The 15,445-nt window shown below is 70.9% G+C and carries 13 protein-coding genes; 3 read left to right on the forward strand and 10 right to left on the reverse strand.

Annotated elements, in window-relative coordinates:
• Nucleotides 1–189 precede the first annotated feature (189 nt).
• The 3 genes from ASF96_RS11440 to ASF96_RS11450 all read left to right on the forward strand — a co-directional run bounded on the left by ASF96_RS11440 (nt 190) and on the right by ASF96_RS11450 (nt 3,620).
• Entirely contained in the window at nt 190–1,584 is a 1,395-nt protein-coding gene (locus tag ASF96_RS11440; protein WP_055939272.1) for an alpha/beta fold hydrolase, read from the forward strand.
• On the forward strand, nt 1,581–3,131 hold the full coding sequence (locus ASF96_RS11445; protein WP_055939275.1) for a GMC family oxidoreductase: 1,551 nt from the start codon (nt 1,581–1,583) through the stop codon (nt 3,129–3,131). The genes ASF96_RS11440 and ASF96_RS11445 overlap by 4 nt, the downstream gene beginning before the upstream one ends.
• 144 nt (nt 3,132–3,275) lie before the next feature.
• On the forward strand, nt 3,276–3,620 hold the full coding sequence (locus tag ASF96_RS11450) for a LysR family transcriptional regulator (protein WP_055839982.1): 345 nt from the start codon (nt 3,276–3,278) through the stop codon (nt 3,618–3,620).
• 91 nt (nt 3,621–3,711) lie between these two features.
• Here the strand turns inward: ASF96_RS11450 and ASF96_RS11455 are convergent, their stop codons facing one another.
• The 10 genes from ASF96_RS11455 to ASF96_RS17430 all read right to left on the reverse strand — a co-directional run bounded on the left by ASF96_RS11455 (nt 3,712) and on the right by ASF96_RS17430 (nt 14,194).
• Complete coding sequence (locus ASF96_RS11455) at nt 3,712–5,352, reverse strand: ABC-F family ATP-binding cassette domain-containing protein (RefSeq protein ID WP_055939279.1); 1,641 nt, start codon at nt 5,350–5,352, stop codon at nt 3,712–3,714.
• A 34-nt stretch (nt 5,353–5,386) separates the two neighbouring features.
• Nucleotides 5,387–6,316 (reverse strand): site-specific tyrosine recombinase XerD, encoded by a 930-nt coding sequence (gene xerD, locus ASF96_RS11460; RefSeq protein ID WP_055939282.1) that lies wholly within the window; start codon nt 6,314–6,316, stop codon nt 5,387–5,389.
• Between the two features lies 1 nt (nt 6,317).
• Nucleotides 6,318–6,896, reverse strand: a complete 579-nt coding sequence (locus ASF96_RS11465) for an NUDIX domain-containing protein (RefSeq protein WP_055839970.1) — start codon at nt 6,894–6,896, stop codon at nt 6,318–6,320.
• A 1-nt stretch (nt 6,897) separates the two neighbouring features.
• The gene (locus tag ASF96_RS11470; protein WP_055839967.1) at nt 6,898–8,595 is read right to left on the reverse strand and encodes a CTP synthase; all 1,698 of its coding nucleotides are present in this window, start codon (nt 8,593–8,595) and stop codon (nt 6,898–6,900) included.
• 130 nt (nt 8,596–8,725) lie between these two features.
• Complete coding sequence (gene recN / locus ASF96_RS11475) at nt 8,726–10,423, reverse strand: DNA repair protein RecN (protein ID WP_055839964.1); 1,698 nt, start codon at nt 10,421–10,423, stop codon at nt 8,726–8,728.
• Nucleotides 10,420–11,340: an NAD kinase gene (locus tag ASF96_RS11480; RefSeq protein ID WP_055939285.1), complete on the reverse strand. Its 921-nt coding sequence runs from the start codon at nt 11,338–11,340 to the stop codon at nt 10,420–10,422. The genes recN and ASF96_RS11480 overlap by 4 nt, the downstream gene beginning before the upstream one ends.
• On the reverse strand, nt 11,337–12,137 hold the full coding sequence (locus tag ASF96_RS11485; protein WP_055839958.1) for a TlyA family RNA methyltransferase: 801 nt from the start codon (nt 12,135–12,137) through the stop codon (nt 11,337–11,339). The genes ASF96_RS11480 and ASF96_RS11485 overlap by 4 nt, the downstream gene beginning before the upstream one ends.
• Entirely contained in the window at nt 12,134–12,304 is a 171-nt protein-coding gene (locus ASF96_RS17265; protein ID WP_181015925.1) for a hypothetical protein, read from the reverse strand. The genes ASF96_RS11485 and ASF96_RS17265 overlap by 4 nt, the downstream gene beginning before the upstream one ends.
• A 19-nt stretch (nt 12,305–12,323) precedes the next feature.
• Complete coding sequence (locus tag ASF96_RS11495; protein ID WP_055939288.1) at nt 12,324–13,361, reverse strand: HAD-IIA family hydrolase; 1,038 nt, start codon at nt 13,359–13,361, stop codon at nt 12,324–12,326.
• Nucleotides 13,358–14,194: a hypothetical protein gene (locus tag ASF96_RS17430; RefSeq protein WP_235560589.1), complete on the reverse strand. Its 837-nt coding sequence runs from the start codon at nt 14,192–14,194 to the stop codon at nt 13,358–13,360. The genes ASF96_RS11495 and ASF96_RS17430 overlap by 4 nt, the downstream gene beginning before the upstream one ends.
• Between the last annotated feature and the right edge of the window lie 1,251 nt (nt 14,195–15,445).

Genomic DNA, 15,445 nt, shown 5'->3' on the forward strand with positions numbered 1-15,445 from the left:
CGGGCCGAACTCCTGACTTCTCCACCTCCGCCGATGCCGCGCGCCCTTACGCGCCCGGTCACGCCGGTTTTCTCAGGAGTTCGGCCCGCATCCCGCCGCCACCGCGGCGAGGCCCGCGGCGCCCTTGCGCAAAACATCCCGATCCGCAACCGACCCTTCCGCGCCCCCGCGGTAAGCGAGCGTGAAGACATGCCCTCCGAGAACGCCGTCGCCCCGGGCGAGGCGCCCATCACCCTGTACATGCTGCACGCGCTCGGCGCGAGCGCCGACTCCTTCGATCGCGTCGCCGCACAGCTCTCGGGCCGGGTGCGCGTCGAGGGCATCGACCTCCCCGGCTTCGGCTCGGCGGCGGCCGCGACGGACTCCTCCCTCGACGCCACCGTCGCCCACGTCGTCCGCCACCTCGCTGCACACGCGCGCGGCCGGTGGATGCTGGGCGGCCACAGCATGGGCGGCAAGATCGCCGCACTCGTGGCCTCCCGGGTCCTGCGCGGAGACGCCCCCCTGGTCGGCCTGAGCGGCGTGGTGCTGATGGCGCCGTCGCCCCCGCGTCCCGAGCCGATGGACGAGGAGCGCCGCGAGCTCATGCTGTCGTGGGTGTCCGACGGCGCGATCTCGCAGACGGATGCCGAGACCTTCCTCGAGCAGAACACCGCCGAGCCGCTCGATCCCGACGCCCGCCGCCTCGCCCTGGCCGATCTCGGACGCACCTCTCCCGCCGCGTGGCGCGCGTGGCTCGAGACGGGCAGCCGCGTCGACGCGACCGCCGAGGTCGGCACCCTCGACCTCCCGGCTCTCGTGCTGGCGGGCACCGACGACGCCGATCTCGGAGCCGCGGCGCAGCCGGGCCTGCTCGCCGCGGTGTACCCGCGCGCGCGGTTCGTCCCCCACGACGACACGGGGCACATGATCCCCCTGGAGCGTGCCCCCGAGGCCGCCGAGGCGATCGCGCGGTTCGCGACCGACGAGGCGCTGCTCGGCCCCGTCGTCCCCGCCGAGTGGGCGACCCTCATCGCCGGCGACCGCGTGGATGCCCGCGTGCGCGGCATCCTGAACCGTCGCGCGGTTCCCGACGACCGCGGTTACGCCCCCGCCGTGCTCGACGTCGCGCAACTCGTGCTGCTCCGCGAGATCGCCGACATCGTCGTCCCGCAGAAGGGACCCGCGATCGACCTCGCCGCCCGCGTCGACGCGCAACTCGCGCGCGGTGAGGGTGACGGGTGGCGAAACGCCGACCTGCCACCCGACCCCGAGGCGTATCGAGCGGGGCTCGACACCCTGGCATCCGTGTGGCCGACCGACCCCGTTGCGCGCGAAGACGTTGTGCGCGCCGCGATCGAGGGAACGACGGAGGCGACGGGCTCCTTCGACGCCGCTCAGCTGACGGCGTGGCTCGAGGACGCCCGCAACGACCTCGTGCGCCAGTGGCTGGCCCACCCGGCGAGCATGGCGCGCGTCGGGTACGACGGGTTCGCCACCGGCGGCAGTCCGATGCGCGGCTACGTGGAACTGCGGCTGGGACGCCGAGAAGACTGGGAGCCCGCCGGTGTCGGCGGCTCGATCGCGGCGGGAGACGCAGCATGAACCTCGAGCAGATGCGCACCTTCACCGACGACGAGATCGTCGACGTCGTCGTCATCGGCACGGGCGCCGGCGGCGCGCCCCTGACGGCGGAGTTGGCGGGCAAGGGCCTCAGCGTCGTGGCGCTGGAGGCCGGACGCCACTTCTCGCTCGACGAGCTGACCCCCGACGAGACCGAGGCCGTCGAGATCAACTGGATGTCCGAGCGCCTCAGCGGCGGTGACGACCCCACCGCGTTCGGGCCCAACAACAGCGGGCGCGGCGTCGGGGGCTCGATGCTGCACTGGGGGGCGTTCACGCCCCGCCCAGACCGCCGTGACCTGAAACTCCGCACCGGGTCGGGTCAGGGCCGCGACTGGCCCGTCGACCCCGACGAGCTGCTGGCCTACGTCGAGCGCGTCGAGGGCGACATCGGCGTGTCCGGCCCCACGCCGTACCCGTGGGACCCGAGCCGCACGTACGCCTACGCGCCGGCGAAGCGCAACGCACCGGCGAACCTCGTGGCGAAGGGCTGCGACGCCCTCGGCATCCGCTGGGCCGACGCGCCGGCGGCCGTGCTCACCCGGGCGCGCCTGCAGGATCACCACGGTGAGCGCGGCGCGTGCGTCAACTGCGGCGAGTGCCACCAGGGATGCCGTGCCGACGCCAAGGCCTCCACCGCCAACACGTATCTGCCCGCGGCCGTCGCCGCCGGGGCCGAGATCCGCAGCGAGGCGATGGTGCACGGGATCGAGCTCGATGCCCGCGGTCACGTCGAGGCGGTCGTCTACCGCAAGGACGGTGTCGACCGACGCCAGCGCTGCCGGACCCTCGTCCTGGCCGGAGGCGGGGTCGAAACGCCCCGACTGCTGCTGCACACGGGTCTGGCCAACGACAACGGTCAGGTCGGCCGCAACTTCCTTGCTCACGGGGCGACGCAGGTGTGGGGCCGGTTCGACGAGCCGGTGCGCGGGCACCGCGGGTATCCGTCGTCGCTCATCAGCGAAGACATGATGCGTCCCGCCGACGCGGACTTCGCCGGGGGCTACCTCGTGCAGAGCCTCGGCGTCATGCCCCTCACTTTCGCCACTACGCTCACCCGCGGGGGCGGCCTGTGGGGGCCCGAACTCATGCAGCGTCTCGACCAGGCGCGCTTCATGGCCGGCATCGGCATCAACGCCGAGTGCCTCCCGTCCGACGACAACCGGCTCGAGCTGGTCGACGAGACCGATGAGTTCGGCATCCCTCGCGCTCGGGTGACGTTCACCGCGGGCGAGAACGAGAAGGCGATCGACCGCCACGCCACCGCGTTCATGCTGCGGGTGATGCAGGCTGCGGGAGCTCGCGAGACGATGGTGCTGGCCCGCTCGGCGCACACCATCGGCACGTGCCGCATGTCGGACGATCCCTCCGACGGGGTGGTCGATGCCGACGGTCGCTCGCACGAGATCCCCAACCTCTGGATCTGCGACAACTCGGTGTTCCCGTCGGCGATCGCGGCGAACCCGGCGCTGACGATCATGGCCCTGTCGCTGCGCACCGCCGACCGTATGCTCGCCTCAGCCGCCTAACCCGCCGCGCCGCGCCGCGCCCGCCCCGCTGCCCCGCCGCCCCTTCCCCTGTTGAGTGTCCAAAACACGCCGCGGGGCTCGGTGCGCGGGCGGCGCGTCGTGGACACTCAACGGGCTACCGCCGAACACGCGAGAATGGATGCCATGAAGCTCGAGCACCTCGTCCGGTTCACCGCCCTCGCCGAGGAGCTGCACTTCCCCCGCGCGGCGGAGAAGCTCCGCATCCCCCTCGCCTCGCTGTACACGACGATCGACAAGCTCGAAGAAGAGGTGGGGCAGCCGCTCGTGTCGCGCACCCCGCCCACGCAGCTGACCCCCGCGGGCCAGTTGCTCCTCACCGAGGCCCGGCACCGCATCGCCGACGCGCCGCCCGCGGCTCCCCGCCAGAAGGCACCCGGCGGAGGCAAAGCCAAAGCGTCGAAGGGAAAGGGCCGCGCCCCCATCGTCAAGGGCGAGCCCAAGCCGTACAAGAAGCGCCAGGGCCGCTGACCCCCGCCCTCCCCACGCATAAACGCTGATCCTGCACATAAACGCGCTGTCTGAGCGTTTCCGTGCAGGATCAGCGTTTATGCGGGTCTCCCTACAGCTCGGTCACGACCCCGGCCTCGACGCGCCAGCGCCGGTCGGTCTGCACCGCGGCGAGCATGCGCCGGTCGTGCGTGACGAGCAGCAGCGTGCCGGTGTACGACTCCATCGCCTGCTCGAGCTGCTCGATGGCGGGCAGGTCGAGGTGGTTGGTCGGCTCGTCGAGCACGAGCACGTTGACGCCTCGGGCCTGCAGCAGGGCCAGCCCCGCGCGCGTGCGTTCCCCCGGCGACAGCTGATCGACGCGGCGGGCGACGTGATCGGCCTTGAGCCCGAACTTCGCCAGCAGCGTCCGCACCTCGCCCGCGTTGAGCTCGGGCACGAAGCCCTCGAAGGTCTCGGCGAGCGGGCGCTCCCCCACGAACAGCGAGCGCGCCTGGTCGATCTCGCCGATCTCGACGCTGGCGCCGAGGCTCGCCGAGCCCTCGTCGGGCGCCTGACGACCCAGGATGCCGCGCAGCAACGTCGATTTGCCGGCACCGTTGGGGCCGGTGATGCCGATGCGCTCGCCCGCGTTGACCTGCAGCGACACCGGGCCGAGGGTGAAGTCGCCCTGCCGGAACACCGCGGCGGACAACGTAGAGACGACCGAGCTCGACCGTGGCGCCGTCCCGATCGTGAACTCGAGCTGCCACTCCTTGCGAGGCTCCTCGACCTCGTCGAGCCGCGCGATCCGGCTCTCCATCTGTCGGACCTTCTGCGCCTGCTTCTCGCTCGATTCGGCCGCGGCCTTGCGGCGGATCTTGTCGTTGTCGGGTGACTTCTTCATCGCGTTGCGCACACCCTGACTCGACCATTCGCGCTGGGTGCGAGCCCGCCCGACCAGGTCGGCCTTCGTCTCGGCGTACTCCTCGTACTTCTCGCGCGCCTGTCGGCGCACCGTCGCCCGCTCCTCGAGGTAGGCGTCGTAGCCGCCCCCGTACACGCGGTGGGAACTCTGCGCCAGGTCGAGCTCGAGCACTCGCGTGACCGAGCGCGCGAGGAACTCGCGATCGTGGCTGACGAGCACCACGCCGCCCCGCAGCCCCCTCACGAACGTCTCCAGTCGCTCGAGGCCGTCGAGATCGAGATCGTTGGTGGGTTCGTCGAGCAGCGCGATGTCGAACCGCGAGAGCAGCAGCGCCGCGAGCCCCACGCGCGCGGCCTGCCCTCCCGAGAGCCCGGTCATCTCGGCATCCGGTCCCACCTGCAGGCCGAGGTCTGCCAGGACCACCGGCATCCGCTCGTCGAGATCGGCGGCGCCACTGGCGAGCCAGCGTTCGAGCGCGGTGGCGTAGGCGTCGTCGGCCCCCACCGCATCGGGATCTCCGAGCGCGGCCGCGGTGGCGTCCATCTCGCGTGTCGCCTCGGTAGACCCGGTGCGGCGGCCGATGTACTGGGCGACGGTCTCACCGGGCACGCGTTCGTGCTCCTGCGGCAGCCAACCGACGAAGGCGTCGGCCGGCGCGAGGGTGATCGACCCGCCCTGCGGCTCGTCGACGCCCGCGAGTAGACGCAGCAGCGTGGACTTGCCCGCACCGTTGGCCCCGACGACCCCGATCACGTCCCCGGGGGCGACGGTGAGGTCGATGCCGTCGAACAGGGTGCGGTGTCCGTGGCCTCCGGCGAGGCCCTGTGCGACGAGCGTTGCGGTCATCCCTCTAGTCTCTCAGGGCCCGCTGACGCCCCCGTCACCGCGCCCGCGGATGCGACGTGGCGTACACGTCGCGCAGCGCGTCGACCGTGACGTGCGTGTAGATCTGCGTCGTGGCCACCGACGCGTGGCCGAGCAGTTCCTGCACCACCCGCACGTCCGCCCCACCCTGCAGCAGGTGCGTCGCGAACGAGTGCCGCAGCGTGTGCGGCGAGACGTGCGCGGTGAGTTCGGCGCGTTCGGCGGCGGCCTGGATGATCAGCCAGGCGCTCTGTCGCGACAGCGGCGCCCCGCGCACCCCGAGGAACAGTCGCGGTGTGGCGCGTCCCCGGGATGCCAAGCCGGGACGCACCCGCGTGAGGTACGCCTCGATCGCGGCACGCGCGTAGGAGCCCACCGGCACGATGCGCTCCTTGTCGCCCTTGCCGCGCACCCGCAGCAGATCGCCGTGGGCCGTGTCGTCAACGTCGAGCTGCACGATCTCCGACACCCGCGCGCCGGTCGCGTACAGCAGCTCCAGCAGTGCCCGATCCCGGATCGCCGACGGTTCCGCCGCTGAGGCGTCTTCGGTTTTCGGTGCGGGACCCGCGGCATCCAGCAGCAGGTCGACCTGCGCGATGGTGAGCGCCTTGGGCAGACGGCGGGGTGCTTTCGGGGGCCGCAGTCGACCCGTCGGGTCGTCGTCGGCGCGCCCCTCACGCACGAGGAAACGGTGCAGTCCCCGCACCGACGACTGCAGGCGCGCGAGCGACGACGACGCGGGAGGAGGTTCCGCCGACGCGCGTTCTGCGGCGAAGTCGGCGATGAGAGCCGGCGTCACCGCATCGATCGTCGTCACCCCTCGCTCCCGCAGCCAGGCGACGTACACCGTCAGGTCGCGGCGGTACGCGGCGGACGTGTGGTCCGAGAGCCCGCGCTCGAGGGCGACGTGGCGGAGGTAGGTCTCGACCGCGCGCTCGAGCTCCACGTCAGGCCGACGCGGCCTCGCGGCGCAGCACCTCGGCCGCGGCGAGCGCGCCGGTGGCGAGGATGCCGTTGCGCAGGCGCCCCGACAGCACACCGTCGATGACATCGGCCAGCGGCACCCGCTCGACGCGCATGTCGGACTCTTCGTGCTCGCGCTGGTAGTCGGTCTCGACCGTCGTCAGTCCCCGCGCGAGGAAGAGGTGCACGACTTCGTCGTTGCCACCGGGGGTGGTGTGCATCGACACGAGGTGCTGCCACCGCGACGCCTCGAGGTCGACTTCTTCGGTCAGCTCGCGCTTCGCCGTCTCGAGCGGGGGTTCGCCGGCCACGTCGAGGAGCCCGGCCGGGATCTCCCAGTCGCGTTCCTTGATCGGGTGCCGGTACTGCTGGATGAGAACCACGCGCCCGTCGTCGTCGATGGCCACCACCGCGGCCGCTCCCGGGTGGGCGACGTACTGACGGGTCATCTCGCCGTCGCCGTAGCGCACGGTGTCGGAGCGGACGTCCCACACCGCGCCCTCGTAGACGAGCTCGCTCGAGAGCACCTCGAGCTCGACGGATTCGTCGCGCAGTTCTTCCACGTCAGTCCTCCTCGACGTCGAACAGCTCGCTCGAACGGTGACGGTCGAGAGCCGCCGCGACCAGGCCGCTGAACAGCGGGTGGGGCTCGGTCGGGCGCGAGCGCAGCTCGGGGTGGGCCTGGGTGGCGATGTAGTACGGGTGCACGTCGCGCGGCAGCTCGACGAACTCGACGAGGTCGAGGTCGGGGTTGAGGCCCGAGAACACCAGACCGGCGTCGCTCAGCTGCTGGCGGTAGGCGTTGTTGACCTCGTAGCGGTGACGGTGGCGCTCCGAGATCTGCGACTGCCCGTACAGGTCTGCGGCGAGCGAGCCTTCGGCGAGGGCGGCCGGGTACAGGCCCAGACGCATCGTGCCTCCGAGGTCGCCGCTCTCGAGGATGTCGACCTGCTCCGCCATGGTCGCCACGACGGGGTGGACGGTGTCGGGGTCGAACTCGCTGGACGAGGCACCCTCGAGACCGGCCATCGTGCGCGCGTACTCGATGACCATGCACTGCAGGCCGAGGCAGATGCCGAGGGTGGGGATCCCCTGCTCGCGCGCGAAACGCAGCGCGCCGAGCTTGCCCTCGATGCCGCGGATACCGAACCCGCCGGGCACGATGATGCCGTCGACCGCCGCCAGAGCCTTCTCGGCGCCCTCGGGCGTCTCGCACAGGTCGGACGGGATCCACGTGATCGTCACGTGGGTCTCTTGGCCGAAGCCGCCCGCCTTGATCGCCTCGGTGACCGACAGGTAGGCGTCGGGGAGGTCGATGTACTTGCCGACGAGCCCGATGGTGACTTCGTGCTTGGGGTTGTGCACCGCCTGCAGCACACGCTGCCACCGCGACCAGTCGACGTCGGCCGCCTTATCGAGGTCGAGCGCGTCGACGATGTAGGCGTCGAGACCCTGATCGTTGAGCATCGAGGGAATGTCGTAGATGCTGGGCACGTCGATCGCGTTGACGACCGCGTCTTCGTCGACGTCGCACATGAGCGCGATCTTGCGCTTGTTCGACTCGGTGACGGGACGGTCGCTACGCAGCACCAGGGCATCGGGCTGGATGCCGATGGAGCGCAGCGTCGCGACGGAGTGCTGGGTGGGCTTGGTCTTCTGCTCGCCCGACGCGCCCATGAAGGGCACGAGCGAGACGTGCACGAAGAAGACGTTCTTGCGGCCGAGCTCGTGGCGGATCTGGCGTGCCGATTCGATGAAGGGCTGCGACTCGATGTCGCCGACCGTTCCACCGATCTCGGTGATGATCACGTCGGGCTGCGGGCTCTCACTGGCCTGCAGGCGCATGCGGCGCTTGATCTCGTCGGTGATGTGCGGAATGACCTGCACCGTGTCGCCGAGGTACTCGCCACGGCGCTCGCGCGCGATGACCTGCGAGTAGATCTGGCCGGTGGTGACGTTGGCCGCCTGGCTCAGCTCGATATCGAGGAAGCGTTCGTAGTGCCCGATGTCGAGGTCGGTCTCGGCACCGTCATCGGTCACGAAGACTTCGCCGTGCTGGAACGGGTTCATCGTTCCCGGATCGACGTTGAGGTACGGGTCGAGCTTCTGCATGACCACGTGCAGGCCTCGCGCCGTGAGGAGATTGCCGAGGCTTGCCGCCGTCAGGCCTTTTCCGAGGGAGGAGACCACTCCTCCGGTGACGAAGATGTGCTTCGTCGTGAAGATCTTGTCGTCTGAATGTCCCGCGTCCGAAGTCTGCATCACGGGCTTCGATCCTATCAGTCAGCTCGGTCGATGGTTCTCGCGGATCTCATCCGCCTCGTTCGGGAGTCTCGCACCACCCTCCGACATCCGCATCACCGCAGCGTGAAGATCGTGCGGCGAGCGCGCGTCACCGAACGGAGCGTCCCGTTTGCAGCAGCTCCCGGGCGTGGGTGAGGGCGGCGTCGGAATCGCTCAGGCCCGACAGCAGGCGAGCCATCTCGGCCTCGCGTTCCGCGCCGTCGAGTCGCCGGACACTGGATGCCGTGACCGCGCCGTCGTTGCCCTTGACGACGGTGAGGTGGTTCCCGGCGAAGGCGGCGACCTGGGCCAGGTGGGTGACGGCGATGACCTGCGACGACTCCGCCAGCCGTGCCAGCCGGCGGCCCACCTCGATCGCCGCGGCACCGCCGATCCCGGCGTCGACCTCGTCGAAGACGAACGTGGGAACCGGGTCGACTCCGGCGATGACGACCTCGATGGCGAGCATGACACGGCTGAGCTCTCCGCCCGAGGCCCCGCGCGATACGGCTCGCGGATCCGCGCCGGGGTGCGGAGCGAGCAGGATCGTGACCTCGTCGCGGCCGTGCCCGGCGGGAACAGCGGGGGCGACCTGGACCGTGAGCCGGGCGTCGGGGAGCGCCAGAGCGTGCAGCTCCTCGGTCACCGCGGCACCGAGGCGCGCGGCGGCGTCCCGTCGCGCGGCGCTGAGGTCGTCGGCGGCCGCATCCAGTTCTGTCGCGGCCGCGTCGCGCTGCGCGCTGAGGCGTTCGATCCGGTCACCGTCGTCGTCGAGTTCGACCAGACGGGCCGAACCCGTCTCGAGCAGCGCGATCGCGGCATCCACCGATCCGTGGGCGCGAACGAGACCCGCGAGCACGCCCCGTCGCTCGTCCACGGCCGACAGCTCGTGCGGACCCGACTCGTCGAGATCGGCGAGGTACCCCGACAGCGCCACCGACGCGTCGGTGGCGCGATAGCCGAGATCGGCGACCTGCTCTCCGATCGCGGCGAGCGCGGCGTCGCTGCCCGCGATGCGTTCGAGTGCTCGGCGCGCCTCGGCGAGCAGGGTGACGACGTCAGGTGTGCCGTCGTCGTTCGACAGCGCCGCGTGCGCGGTGACCGCCGCCAGACGCAGTTCCTCGGCGTTCGCCAGACGCTCCGCCCGCCGAGCCAGTTCGTCTTCTTCGCCTTCGACGGGGGCAGCGGCTTCGATCTCGGCGATCGCGGCTCGCAGCTGCGCAGCCTCTCGGGCGCGATCGTCGCGATCGGCGGTGAGGGTGGTCAGCTCGGCGTCGAGGGCGCGCCAGGTGTCCCACGCGCCGCGGTAGGCGGTGCGGGCCGCCGTCACCGGGCCGCCGCCGAAGCGGTCGAGGGCGTCGCGCTGTGCCGACGAAGACTTCAACCGCAGCTGGTCGGACTGCCCGTGCACGACGACGAGATCGTCGGCGAGGTCGGCGAGAACACCGGCCGGAGCGGTGCGTCCGCCGACCGTCGCGCGTCCTCGTCCCTCGCTCGAGACGGTGCGACCGAGATACAGCTCAGCGCTGCCGCCGCCCACCGGTTCGACGTCACCGCCGGCCTCGCGCACGCGGGAGGCCACGGGGCCGTCCTCGGGAACGAGCCAGACGCCCTCGACCGTCGCCTGCGCCGCGCCCTTGCGCACGGCGCTCGAGTCGGCGCGCTGGCCGAGCAGCAGTCCGAGACCGGTGACGACCATGGTCTTGCCGGCGCCGGTCTCGCCGGTGATGGCGGTGAATCCCCGTCCCATGGGCAAGGTGGCGTCGGCGATGACACCGAGGTCGCGCAGGCGCATCTCTTCGATCATGAAGGTCCCCCCGCCACTCCCCGCCAACCCGTCACGGGGAGGTGGAACTTGCGCACGAGGCGATCGGTGAAGGCGGCCGGGTGCAGCCGTGCCAACCGCACGGGCCGGGACGACCGGCGCACGACGACACGCGCACCCGGGGGCAGGTCGTGCGAACGGCGACCGTCGCACCACAGGATGCCGCTGCCGCTCGTGCGCTCCAAGACCTCGACCGCGACGGTGGCCTCGGGGCTCACCACGAGGGGACGCGCGAAGAGCGCGTGCGCCGACAGCGGCACGACGGCGATCGCCTCGACGGTAGGCCAGACGATGGGGCCGCCGGCCGAGAAGTTGTAGGCGGTCGAGCCGGTCGGAGTTGCGACGACGACGCCGTCGCAGCCGAACGACGACAGCGGGCGACCATCGACGGCCATGACGACCTCGAGCATGCGCTCCCGGCTGGCCTTCTCGACGGTGGCCTCGTTGAGCGCCCACGTCTCGAAGATGACACGGTCGTCGGCGTCTTCGATCTTGACGGCGAGCGCGAGGCGCTCCTCGACCGTGTAGTCCCGGTCGATCACCCGACGCACCGCGTCGTCCATGTCGTCGCGTTCGATCTCGGCGAGGAATCCCACGTGCCCCATGTTGATGCCGAGGATGGGGGCCGTGCTTCCGCGCACCATCTCGGCCGCGCGCAGGATGGTGCCGTCCCCGCCGAGGACGATGGCGAGCTCGACGTCGTCTATGCCCACGTCGACACCCAGGGTCGCCACCCCCTCGAGGCCGAGGCGCTCGGCGAGTTCGGGGCGGTCCTCGGCCGAGACGACGGGAGTCGCCCCCGCCGCGCAGATGGCCGTGATGATGCGTTCGGCGGCATGGACGGTGTCGTCACGGCGCGCGTGGACGACGAGGAGGATTCGGCGATCGCTGGGGGTCATCGGCTTCCGGTCAGTCGGGTCACGGTGCTCTCCCATTGTGAGGGCTCTGTGCCGTGGACGGCCGAGAACCACGCGACGTACTCCTGGTTGCCATGGGTTCCGACGATCGGCGACGCGATGAGACCCGCGGTGCGCAGACCCACGTCCCACGCGGCCCACAGCACGCCGTGCACGGCGTCGGACCGCAGAGCCGGGTCGGTGACGAGCCCACCCTTGACCGCGGTGCGGCCGACTTCGAACTGGGGCTTGATGAGCAGCACGACGTCGGCGGCCGGATCCATCGTCTCGACGATCGCGGGAAGAACGTGGTGGAGCGAGATGAACGAGAGGTCACCGGTGACGATGCGTGGTCGCTCGTCGACGCCCGTCGCGGCGGCCAGAGAGGCGGCGGTCATGAACCGCACGTTATACCCCTCGACCGACACCACGTCCGGGTCGGACTCGACGACGGTGGACAACTGCCCGTGGCCCACGTCGACGGCCAGGACGGGGCGAGCGCCGCGTTCGCGCAGAACCTGGCTGAAGCCGCCCGTCGACGCGCCCAGGTCTACGGCGGCGACACCGTCCACGACGATGTCGAAAGCGTCGAGCGCCGCCAGCAGCTTGTGGGCTCCCCGGCTGACGTAATGGTCGGATCCGGCCACGTCGATGACGCTGTCGTCGCCGACCTGCGCCGACGTCTTGACGACCGGACGCCCGTCGACGCTCACGAGCCCGTCGACGACGAGCTGAGCGGCGTGCGAGCGGGAGCGGGCGAGCCCTCGGGCGGCGAGCTCCGCATCGAGACGGGGAGTCACGCCCGCCGCGCTGCCGGGGTGTCGGTCGGTGCCGACTCGAGGCGGCGCGCCAACTCGTCCTGCACGGCGGCGTAGGCCTCCGCGCGCGCTCCCAGCGGCTGCTCCTCGATCATCCGCAGGCGATCGACGAGTTCGGGAACGGCATCGGGGGCGGAGCTGTCCGACATGGATGCCATGCTACCGACGTCAGCGCACGCGGAACGGGTCCGCGTACAGCTGTTCGGGTACGCGGAAGCCGAAGATGGCGCGTCCGGAGTTCCAGATCGCCGCGGCTCCGGCGCGCAGAAGGTCGATCTGCCGACCGCCCTCCGCGACGATGCGCAGGTCGACACCGTCGACCTCGACGATCGCGTCACCCACGCGGGTGCGTGCGCCCTTGACGATGGTCTCGGGATACGGTTCGAAGAGTTGGCGCAGATCCTCGACGATGTAGTCGGGACGCTGCGACGCAATGGCCGCGAGCACCTGCTTCGGCCGGTCGATCCCGGTCAGCACGAGCAGCGAGGGCATGCCCGCGGTCCGCGCTCCCTGGATGTCGGTGTCGAGCCGGTCTCCGATGAACAGCGGCGCCTTCGCCCCTGTCCGGGTGATCGCCTCGTCGAAGATCGGACGCTCGGGCTTACCCGCGATCGTCGCCAGGCGTCCCACCGCCGTGTGCACGGCCGACACGAGGGTGCCGTTTCCCGGGGCGATGCCACGCGCCTGCGGGATGGTCCAGTCGGTGTTCGTCGCGACCCACGGGATGCCGCCGTCTTCGACTGGGGTGGCAAGCGCGTAGGCGGCCTCCGCCAGGTGCGCCCATCCCACGTCGGGGGCGAAGCCCTGCACGACCGCCGCGGGTGCGTCGTCGGCGTTGCGGGTGACGACGAAGCCGGCCTTCTCGACCTCGACCACGAGACCCTCACCACCGATGACGAGAAGGGTCGAGCCCGCGGGCACGAGGTCACGCATGAGCCGCATGGCCGCCTGCGGACTCGTCGTGACGTCGTCGGCGGCGACGCGGAGTCCGAGCGACGAGAGGTGCTCCGCGACCGATGCGTCGGTGCGCGAGGCGTTGTTGGTGATGTAACCGAGCCGGCGCCCCTCGTCCTGGGCCCGGTTGAGACTGTCGACGGCGTGCGGGAGGGCACCGGGGCCCGCGTACACGACGCCGTCGAGGTCGGCGAGCACGACGTCGATGCCGTCGAGCGGTGTCGACGCCGTCCGGCCGCGCCCGAAGATCATCGCGCGTCCTCGTCGGGGGCAGAGGATTCCGTCGAATCGTCAAAGTCAGCCTCGTCGACGTCCTCTGCGCCCGCATCAGCCGCATCGGCGTCAGCATCAGCGACCTCGGCGTCATCGTCGTCGGTGGAGGTGTCGCCGAGGTCTTCGATGTCGTCGACGCCGGGGTCTTCTGTCGGGATGACCCCGGATGCCACGTCCACACCGCCCTCGTCGTCGATGAGTTCGATCTCCTCGACGACGATCACTTCGCGGTCGGCGACGCCCGCTGCGGCGTCGAGGGCATCGGAGGCGATCTGGGCACGGCGTTCCCACTCCGCCGCTTCGGCGTCACGCCCGAGCTCCTCGAGCACCGCGGCGCGAGCGCTGAACAGCGCGGGGCTCCACTCGAACGCACGGTCGGGGTCGGCCTCGGGGATGTCGAGTTCCTGGAGCGCCCGTTCCGTTTCTCCGAGGTCCAGACGAGCACCGGACATCGCGATCGCGAGCTGCACGCGGACCGGGACCGAGAGCTTCGAGCGGTCCACCGCGCGGCCCTCTTCCAGCGCGCGATCGGGTTTGCCGACTCCTCGCTCGCTGTCCACGATGAGCGGCACCTGATCGTCGGAGCCCGTGATGCGACGGTGGGTGCGCAGCTCTCGCAGGGCGAGGGCGAAGTCCCCCACCGCATAAGCGGTGATGGCGACCGTCTCGCGGACGACGCCGACACGGCCGGCGCTCCGAGAGGCCGCCAACGCGTGCTCGTGCGCGAGCGCGGGGTCTTCGTCGATGAGACGCGCGGCCATCGCGAGATGGCGGGCGACGTTCTCGGCGTTGTCCTTGCTCAGCGTCTTCAACTCGTTGCGTGCCGCGCCCGGCAGATCCCAGGCCGTGATCTCTTCGGGGATCTCCGGACCCCGCTCGCGCCGGTCCTGCGGCGGACGCGTGGCACGTGCGTCGTCACGATCGAAGCGGCGGGGTGCGCCCGCACCGGGACGCCGGTCACCTGAGTGACGACGGTCATTCCCGCCGGCGAAACCGCGATTGTCGCCCTCGCGACGGTACGGACGATCACCGTCACGCGGCGGACGCGAGTCATTGTCGCGACGGTAAGGGCGGTCGCCATCACGCGGCGGACGCGAGTCATTGTCGCGACGGTAGGGGCGGTCGCCGTCACGCGATGGACGGGAGTCACCCGAACGCGGCGGACGTGAATCGTTGTCGCGACGGAACGGGCGGTCACCATCACGCGGCGGACGCGAATCATTGTCGCGACGGTAAGGGCGGTCACCGTCGCGCGATGGACGGGAGTCACCCGAACGCGGCGGACGCGAATCGTTGTCGCGACGGAACGGGCGGTCACCATCACGCGGCGGACGCGAGTCATTGTCGCGACGGTAAGGACGGTCACCGTCACGCGGCGGACGCGAGTCATTGTCGCGACGGTAAGGACGGTCGCCATCACGCGGCGGACGCGAGTCATTGTCGCGACGGTAGGGGCGATCAGCGTCACGCGATGGACGGGAGTCACCCGAACGGGGCGGACGCGAATCGTTGTCACGACGGAACGGGCGGTCACCATCACGCGGCGGACGCGAATCGTTGTCACGACGGAACGGGCGGTCGCCATCACGCGGCGGACGCGAGTCGTTGTCGCGACGGAACGGGCGGTCGCCGTCACGCGATGGACGGGAGTCACCCGAACGCGGCGGACGCGAATCGTTGTCACGGCGGAACGGGCGGTCACCCTCACGCGGCGGACGCGAATCCCCCGAACGCGCAGGACGCGAATCATTGTCCCGACGGAACGGGCGGTCGTTGTCGCGCGGAGGACGGGCATCGCCCTCACGACGGAACGGACGGTCGCCGCGTGGCGACGCCCCGTCCCTTCCGGAAGACTGCCCGCGACCGGACGCGCGGTCGCCCGAGCGTCCTTCGTTGCTCTTGCGATCGTTCGCGTCATTCGTCGACATGACTGGCCTTCCCGGGAAATGTGCCCGTAAATGCGAAATGGCCACCCAACATTGGGTGGCCATTCCGACTAAAAGAAGTCCGGCGGTGTCCTACTCTCCCACAGGGTCCCCCCTGCAGTACCATCGGCGCTGAGA

Source organism: Microbacterium sp. Leaf179 (assembly GCF_001423785.1).
In the GTDB taxonomy this organism is placed as follows: Bacteria; Actinomycetota; Actinomycetes; order Actinomycetales; family Microbacteriaceae; genus Microbacterium.